Source organism: Nodosilinea sp. P-1105 (assembly GCF_012911975.1).
GTDB lineage: Bacteria > Cyanobacteriota > Cyanobacteriia > Phormidesmidales > Phormidesmidaceae > Nodosilinea.
In genome coordinates this window covers 47852-55594 of record NZ_SMDQ01000035.1, presented here as the reverse complement: position 1 = coordinate 55594, position 7743 = coordinate 47852, and the positions used below count along the sequence as shown (strand labels likewise).

The window sequence follows — 7743 nt, the reverse complement described above, 5'->3', positions numbered from 1 at the left end:
CAGCAGGGGAATATCGTCAACCCGTTCTGTGATAACGGTTAGAGGAGTTTCCATAGCCCAAATCTAACCTAATTGGCTGACCTCACTCAAAAATGAGCGAACCGGGAGTGAATGGGCATCATCGCCACTTTGCCGCCCACGGCCACCACGCCGCCGCCAAAGGCGTGACTGATTGGGCCGCTGAGGCCAGGGGCCGTCACCCCAATACCGGCCAGGTCAATATTGCGTAGCCCACCAAACACATTGCCTAAGGGCTCGGCGGCTGATAAATTGCCGCCTACTGCCATGGTTTGGATGTGCTGCACCCACTGGGCAAAAATCGGCTGTAGCTGAATACCTGTGTCCGAGAACATATCCTGGGGACGGCCAAAGGCCCGCATGGTGTCGTTATGGCAGTACATGGCGAAGCTGTGGAACCCCAGAAACTGACAAACCCAGGCCAGGTGGGAAATGATCGTGTCTCGGTGGCGCAGGGTGCGATCGAGCACGTTGTTGACATGATCCGCCGGGTTGTAGTCTCGCACCATGAAGATGGCCGCATGGGCCGCTCCCCCCACAATGCAGAATCCAGCGATCCAAACATGGTGGGTAAACAGGGAGGTCACCGTGGCGTAGTCGGTGGCCAGGTAGGGGTAGGGCGGCATGGCATACATGTGATGGGCCACCAGCAAACTGGCTGTGCCAAACTGCACCAGGTGAATGGCCAGGTTGGCATGCCAAGAGGTCTCAAAAATTTTGTCCAGTCCCCGATGGCCCACTGGTCCAATAAAGTTGAACAAGGGGAACATTTTGGGGGTTCTGGCGTCATCCAGCAGCTCTTTAAAGCTGTGGCCAATGCCCCAGTTCGTGCGATAAAAGTGACCGGCAATAATAAATAAAACCGCGATCGCCACGTGGTGGTGAGCAATATCGGTCATCCACAGGCCTCCCGTGACTGGGTTAAGCCCTCCCTTAAAGGTCAAGAAATCGCTATAGACAGACCAGTTGAGGGTGAAAAAGGGCTTCACCCCCTGGGCAAAACTGGGGTACAGGTCCGCCATTAGGCTTTTATTGAGAATAAATTCGTGGGGCAAGGGTACATCCTTAATGGCCACCCCGGCATCCAGCAGTTTATTGGTGGGCAGTGCCACATGAATCAAATGGCCAGCCCAGCCCAGGCTACCCATCCCCAGCAGGCCTGCCAGGTGGTGGTTCATCATCGATTCCCAATTGCGGAACCACTCCAACTTAGGGGCGCGCACATGGTAGTGAAACCAGCCTGCAAACAGCATCAAAGCCGCCATAACCAGTGCACCGATGGCGGTCCAAAATAGCTGGAACTCATGGGTAAACCCGGCCCCCCGCCACATCTGAAATAGTCCGGAGGTAATTTGGATGCCCCGAAACCCATCACCCATATCGGCATTGAGAATCTCTTGACCGAAAATCGGCCATACCACCTGGGCACTGGGTTTAATGTGGATGGGATCAGCCATCCAGGAGGAGAAATTAGAGAATCGAGCCCCATGGAAGTACATCCCGCTCAGCCACACAAAGATCACCGCTAAATGACCAAAGTGGGCAGAGAAAATCTTGCGAGAAATATCTTCTAAATCAGTATTGTGGGTATCAAAATCGTGAGCATCGGCATGGAGATTCCAAATCCAGGTGGTGGTTTTGGGTCCTCGTGATAAGGTGCGATCAAAATGTCCTGGCTTGGCCAACGGCTCAAAGGAAGTCGGCACTGGATTTTGATCAACGACAACCCTGACCCTTGGCCTCTGCTCCGGAGGACTAGTGGTCATGAAAACACTCCTTTACTAAACAAACAATCAGTTACTAAACAAACAATCAGTAGGTCGCTAATACTACGAGTCAGAAATTGGAGGTCAAAAAGGTGACGGCAAGAGAGCTAACAAACTGGTTCTCTCCCAGGCGAGCAGGCCTGATTAAGGTCGTGATGGGGAACGTCATCCGTAGCTGAGTCGGTCTCAGAGACAGTGTCTAGCCAGAGGGGAAACGGATCCGCAGAGCTGCTCTTCATGGCCCGAATACCCAGATTGGCCTGGGTGGTGATGTCGGCCCAAGTGGGCACCACGGTCTTTTGGAGATAGCCCTCCGCCGACCAGCCCGAGAAGCGATCGAACCCAAAGGCGGCCATATCGACTCCCAGCGCCGCTGACCAAATGCCGGCCACGGGAAACGCGGCTAGAAAAAAGTGCAGCGATCGCGAACTTCTAAACCTCATGCCTCGCCAAAGCAGTTTTTCCTGGTTAGCTTGGGCGTGGTCAAAGCTGTAGGTTGGGCTGGGCCTCCTGGCCCAAGCGGGTTTCTGCCATCCCGAGAAACCTTTCTCTAAAGCAGAGGCTTCGCCAACGTCCTGTCGAATCACCGCCGAGGTCACCAGGGACCCGTGGGCGGCACAGAACAAGGACCCGCCGAATACCCCAATCACCCCCAACTGATGAAAGGGGTTGGCCAAAATATTGTGATCGGCCTGAAATTGCAGCATAAATGTAAACGTGCCAGAAATCCCGAGGGGCATGCCCGCCGAGAAGCTCCCTTGACCAATGGGGTAAATCAGCAGCACCGACACCGCTGCCGCCACTGGGGCCGTGAAGGCCAGAGAAATCCAGGGTCGCATGCCCAGGCGGTAGCTGAGTTCCCACTCCCGGTCTTGGTAGGCAATAATACCAATCACAAAATGCAGCACAATCAGCTGATAGGGGCCACCATTGGCGAGCCATTCCTGCAGCGAGGCCGCTTCCCAAATCGGATAAAAGTGCAGCCCAATGGCCGCTGATGTGGGTACTACGGCGGCGCTAATCAAGTTATTGCCGTCTAACAATGCCCCCGCCAGGACTCGTCCTGTACCGTCTAAATCTACCGCTGGGGCAGCAATAAACGCCAGCAAAAAAACAATCGCCGCCGTCGCCATCGTCGGAATCATCAGCACTCCAAACCAGCCGATATAAATACGATTGTCAGTACTGGTAACCCATCGACAAAAGCGTTCCCAATTACTGACTTGTCCCGGCTGGGCGCGTGCCTTGGGCGACGGGGTAGCCGTTGAAGTTTCACGTTGGTTAGGACGATTGGTGGCAACCGTTCTACCAATCTGTGTGATCATAGAAAATTCCTCTCTTGACCATTGATAGCTGCTCAAAATGTCATGGGGGAGGCACTATAGCCATAAGTTGAAAGACTAATTTAAGCCTGCTCAACTTTTTAGGAAGATCTAGCCTCCCATCGAAGTCCACTAGAGCAGCTCAACAAAAACAAGTTCAAAATCGCTGGGCGCCACCAACCCAGCCCGACATCAGAAATCTCTGTCAGACTTTCTACAAGCCATGCCTTTATTAGCAAACGTCGTAGGATAGGCCAAATTGGTTGCGATCAGTGAATGTTCCAACCTTAGGGAAGAAAAATGAAAAACTAATGAAGATGAAAATCTGCTTTAAGGAAAGTTACACTCTAAGCACATGTCATCGGGTACATTCCAGTTATGTAAGTTAGCCCACCCTGGGAAAGGGATGTAGGGTGTAGACGCGAAGCGGCTTCTCTGGGAGTGGGTTCTAACAGTGGGATGCACCTCATTTGATCTCAGGCCACATCCTGATAAGGCTGATTAATATCAGTATCTCTGGCGATTAAGTTGATATTTTATATCTAAAGAAATATTTTGATTTGATTCCACATAAAAATCTAAAACTGGAGAACGTGATAGCTTCAATATAGTGGATGTCAATTTAGTAAAGTGCGTCGTGAAAGATCCCTTTTCTAGTTAAGGGGTGAAACGTACGACTTAATAGCCAGAATCTTTCAAAGTCTGGCCCTTAGAGCATTGTATTAAAGCCATAGTATGAACCTGAGCTCAGAAGTCGGAGCTGATCAGGCTGATATTCTGAGCGAGATATTGTGGTAAGCCTCTAAGAAATCCTGTGACTTGCTCAATTGAGAACCACTGTATTGCAAAGTAGATTTTGAGGAAAATTCAGTGATTACTTCTTTGAAAAGGTATTGTCTAAGACATTTTTTGGGGGTTATGGCACTGACGTTGATCTTTCTCTGTCAGTTTGTCGCTAGCCCAGCGATCGCGGTTGAAATCAGTAAAGCTAACCGCACCATACCTCTCAATGCTTCTGGAGATACCATAACGTTGACAGAGCAACAATTTATCGGCGGCCAGCGAAAGTTTAATGGTAGCTGTGCCCAATGTCACTTAGATGGTATTACTAAAACTAATCCAGACATTAGTCTAGGGCCTCAAGTATTAACTCTAGCTACACCGCCTCGAAGTAATTTAGAAGCCCTGGTCGACTACTTGCACAACCCAACCACCTACGATGGGGTAGCTTCTCTGGAGGAGCTGCATCCCTCGACGGCGAGAGCAGACTTGTTCCCAAAAATGAAGAACTTGACTGACGATGACCTGAGAAATATCGCGGGGTATATTTTGGTGCAGCCTAATATTATCGGTGACAAATGGGCTAGTGGTAAGCCAGGGCGGTAGCAGACGACAGAAGAAGGTAGGAGGTAGAAGGCAGAAGAAAAATAAGATTCCCTCTTTATCGCCTAACTAGGGAACGGGTGCATCCCACTTTTGCAAGTTGGCCCTCATCCCCCAGCCCCTTCTCCCAAAATGGGAGAAGGGGGGCCGGATTCAAAGTCCCTCTCCCGCTCTGGGAGAGGGATTTAGGGTGAGGGCTGCAAAACTGGGATGCACTCCCAGGGAACTAGAGGGGATCTTATTTTTCAGGGATAGTTGGTAGCCAACTTGATAGGCCTAGCAGTTCCCAACCCTACAGATCAGCGCTGGATGAATTGCATGGCGGCGATCGCCCCCAGGAAAAATACAGTTGGCACCGCCAGGGTATGAACCGCCAACCAACGCACCGTAAAGATTGGGTATGTCTTGGTGTCTTCAACATTGTAATTAGTCATCGTTAAGGTCCTCTACTCTATATGGTTTAAGAAGAAAGGCACAGCAGGGCTGTGCCGATAGGGAGTGTTTAGGCAACACTCTGCGACAAACTTAGCTACGGAGCACCCAGGCTAATACTTGGCTGGAAAATTCTGGTATGCCTAGACTTCTCTATCTGCTCGCCCAGCCTAGGCCAGTTCTGATTCAAGTCGACCATAAAAAATACCCTGGACCTTCACATCGACTGGGTCCTTAGCGCCAAAATCAGTGTCTGAGGGCTGAATACTTTCAAACAGTCCAGAGATTTCCCCTGTGCGTTGATCAACGCGATTTATCTGTAAGCTGAGGGTGCCCTGCCCCATGTCAAACACCTTGATATTCGAGCGTTGGAAATCCTCTCGATCAGCCTGACTAGGCAGCCCCACCGCCGTATCGTAGCCCACGGCCAAGCCTCGGCCCTTGGGGTCTAAAAAGCCGGCTGTGCGATAGGACGGTACCTGAAAGGTACCTTCAAATCGAGTTAAGGGGTCAATGCTAAGGGTGTTCGTGGTCGTCTTGGCCACTAAGCCCTTGATGGTAAACAGTAGCGGCACACGTTCGCCATCTGGCAGCTGTACGGTAACGGGCTGAAAGTCAAATCCACCCTGTTCTATAAAGTCAAGGCGGCCATCGGGGTTGGCCCTTAAGCTACCACTGACCTGGTCAAGGGTATAGCTGGCTCGGGTTAGCATTTTGCTGGGCACAAACTTTGTCTCCTGGCGTTTGACCAGCGGCGTTTGCTTCACCAAAAACACCTTAGGCTCAAGGCACAGTTCCTTTAAGGTGTAAGTCTGGTTGGGGGCGATCGCGATCGCATCTCGTCGGGTTTCATCGATCTGTGGGCACAGGTTGGCTAGCCCACTTCCTTTAATTTGCTCATAGCTCAGAGCACCATTACCCACCTGGGAGCCTCCGCCACAGGCGGTTAGCAGCCCTAAACAAAGGGCAAGGGCAAGAGCTACAAATGTGCGGTATCTCATTAGCCTGATTCCAATACTGGTTTTCTGTAATTGGTTTAGCCCAACACCCCTTCTGACCTCCCTCTAAGGTGACTTCTGGAAAACGTTCTACCGAGTGGTGGGTGCTGCCCACCCTACGAAAACTAAGATCGCTGACTTAACGTGGGGATCTTAATTTCTCGGAAATCGCCTAAGGAGAAGGGGGCGTGATCCTGCATTAGGGGGATATGAGGCTGTATTAAATCATCAAAATCTGAAATTCCTGGGAAGAGAGAGAGTAGCTCTCAGGCTAGAAAACCCCAGCCGACCTGCCTAGTCAGCTATCTGTAGGATTGAGGTCAAACTTCTTTATGTAGTTTCTTGAAGCAATACTCATACTTTCATGGGTTCTTCATTTTTATTGCCTACTCTGCTAACTAATCCTTGATTAGAGATATTCATGTCACTGGCAACAAGCTTAATGAAAGACGGGAATCTTTAGTCTCTAGTCAAGGAACTTAAGCTCTAGCTTTGCGATGCTGACTTGATCGTGAAGGTTGCCGATCTAAGTCCTTTACTTAAGGAAGTAGATGAGCTTGAGCTACTCATATACGGCATCTGTTAATAGACATTCGCCAAATTAAACCAAATCCAAGTCCAGACCTGGAGTTCTGCCTGTGGGAAAACTCCAGATCCCGAGCTGGACTTGGTATAAATCGAGTCCATACTTCTGGAGGCAAGATTAATCATGAGCCTGGTGACAGAACTAATCCTTAATGCAGACAGCGAAGCTCGCTATCCCGCCCCTAAGGAAATTCGCATCTTTCAAGACTTTGTCAAAACTGGGGAACAGCGTATTCGGATCGCTAAGGTGTTGGCTGAAAATGAGCAGCGTATCGTTCAAAATGGTAGTGCTAGGTTTTGGGAACGCTGCCCCAATACACCCAGCAATAGCGGCAATGAACGCAAAACCGCTTCCTGTCAGCGGGATCAAGGTTGGTATGTGCGACTGATTGCCTACTCAATTTTGGCCGGTAGCGAAAGACCCCTAGAGGAAATCGGCACCGTCGGCATTAAAGAAATGTACAACAACCTAGAAATCCCCATTCGCAATATTGCCGAATGTATGCGCTGCCTCAAAGAAGAAGCCATGTCTTTGATGAGTGAAGAGGACGCCGCTGAAGTGGCTCCTTACTTTGACTTAATTATTCACTCCCTATCTTAGATCGTTGAAATCCACGACTGCCTAGGCTGTCACAGCCGAGTTAAGAGACAACTAGTATCACTCCTATAAGAGAGGATTTGACCCATGCAAGACGCCATTACCACCTTAATTAATTCCTCTGACACCCAGGGAAAATATTTGGATGATGGCTCGTTAGAACGCCTGCAGAACTATTTTCGCAGCGGCGAACTGCGGGCCAAGGCCGCCATGACGATCAGCGCCAATGCGGCCACTATTGTCACCCGCACCACGGCTAAATCTCTGCTGTATACCGATATCACGGCCCCCGGCGGCAACATGTATACCTGCCGACGCTATGCCGCCTGCGTGCGCGATATGGACTACTTCTTGCGCTATGCCACCTACGCCATGCTAGCCGGAGACCCATCGATTTTAGATGAGCGGGTGCTGAATGGACTGCGCGAAACCTACAACTCTTTAGGTGTACCCGTGGGGGCTACCGTCCGAGCTGTGCAGGCCATGAAAGAGGTCACCACCGAAATGTTGGGGGCCGAGGCTGGCAAAGAAATGGGCCTCTACTTTGACCATATTTGTACGGGGTTGAGTTAGGGAAAGGGGGGTAGGGTTTACGGTTCACGGTTCCGTCTTTTACCTTGCACCGTACACCTTGCACCCTG

Annotated in this window: 5 protein-coding genes and 2 pseudogenes; 3 read left to right on the top strand and 4 right to left on the bottom strand. The window is 50.6% G+C overall.

What is annotated here, in order from left to right:
- Positions 1-110 precede the first annotated feature (110 nt).
- Positions 111-1784, bottom strand: a pseudogene (gene psaA / locus E1H13_RS15510) (photosystem I core protein PsaA); the annotation flags it as partial.
- 107 nt (positions 1785-1891) lie between these two features.
- Positions 1892-3004 (bottom strand): annotated as a pseudogene (locus tag E1H13_RS15505) (photosystem II q(b) protein); the annotation flags it as partial.
- 972 nt (positions 3005-3976) lie between these two features.
- On the opposite strand from E1H13_RS15505, the gene psbV reads away from it, so the two are divergent.
- A complete protein-coding gene (psbV, locus tag E1H13_RS15500) occupies positions 3977-4492 on the top strand; it encodes a photosystem II cytochrome c-550 (RefSeq protein ID WP_347404169.1) in 516 nt (171 codons plus the stop codon).
- A 296-nt stretch (positions 4493-4788) separates the two neighbouring features.
- Here psbV and psbF read toward each other — a convergent pair whose 3' ends face one another.
- Positions 4789-4923: a cytochrome b559 subunit beta gene (gene psbF / locus E1H13_RS15495; RefSeq protein WP_169614322.1), complete on the bottom strand. Its 135-nt coding sequence runs from the start codon at positions 4921-4923 to the stop codon at positions 4789-4791.
- 168 nt (positions 4924-5091) lie between these two features.
- Positions 5092-5922: a photosystem II manganese-stabilizing polypeptide gene (locus tag E1H13_RS15490; protein WP_169614321.1), complete on the bottom strand. Its 831-nt coding sequence runs from the start codon at positions 5920-5922 to the stop codon at positions 5092-5094.
- Positions 5923-6628: 706 nt separating this feature from the next.
- Here E1H13_RS15490 and apcD point away from each other — a divergent pair.
- Positions 6629-7105 (top strand): allophycocyanin subunit alpha-B, encoded by a 477-nt coding sequence (gene apcD, locus E1H13_RS15485; RefSeq protein WP_169614320.1) that lies wholly within the window; start codon positions 6629-6631, stop codon positions 7103-7105.
- Positions 7106-7189: 84 nt separating this feature from the next.
- A complete protein-coding gene (locus E1H13_RS15480) occupies positions 7190-7675 on the top strand; it encodes an allophycocyanin subunit beta (protein WP_169614319.1) in 486 nt (161 codons plus the stop codon).
- Positions 7676-7743 lie beyond the last annotated feature (68 nt).

What these genes read in the sequence shown, in the direction of transcription:
- psbF (WP_169614322.1), bottom strand. Translation starts at nt 4,923, where the DNA reads ATGACTAATTACAATGTTGAAGACACCAAGACATACCCAATCTTTACG.
- apcD (WP_169614320.1), top strand. Translation starts at nt 6,629, where the DNA reads ATGAGCCTGGTGACAGAACTAATCCTTAATGCAGACAGCGAAGCTCGC.
- E1H13_RS15490 (WP_169614321.1), bottom strand. Translation starts at nt 5,922, where the DNA reads ATGAGATACCGCACATTTGTAGCTCTTGCCCTTGCCCTTTGTTTAGGG.
- E1H13_RS15480 (WP_169614319.1), top strand. Translation starts at nt 7,190, where the DNA reads ATGCAAGACGCCATTACCACCTTAATTAATTCCTCTGACACCCAGGGA.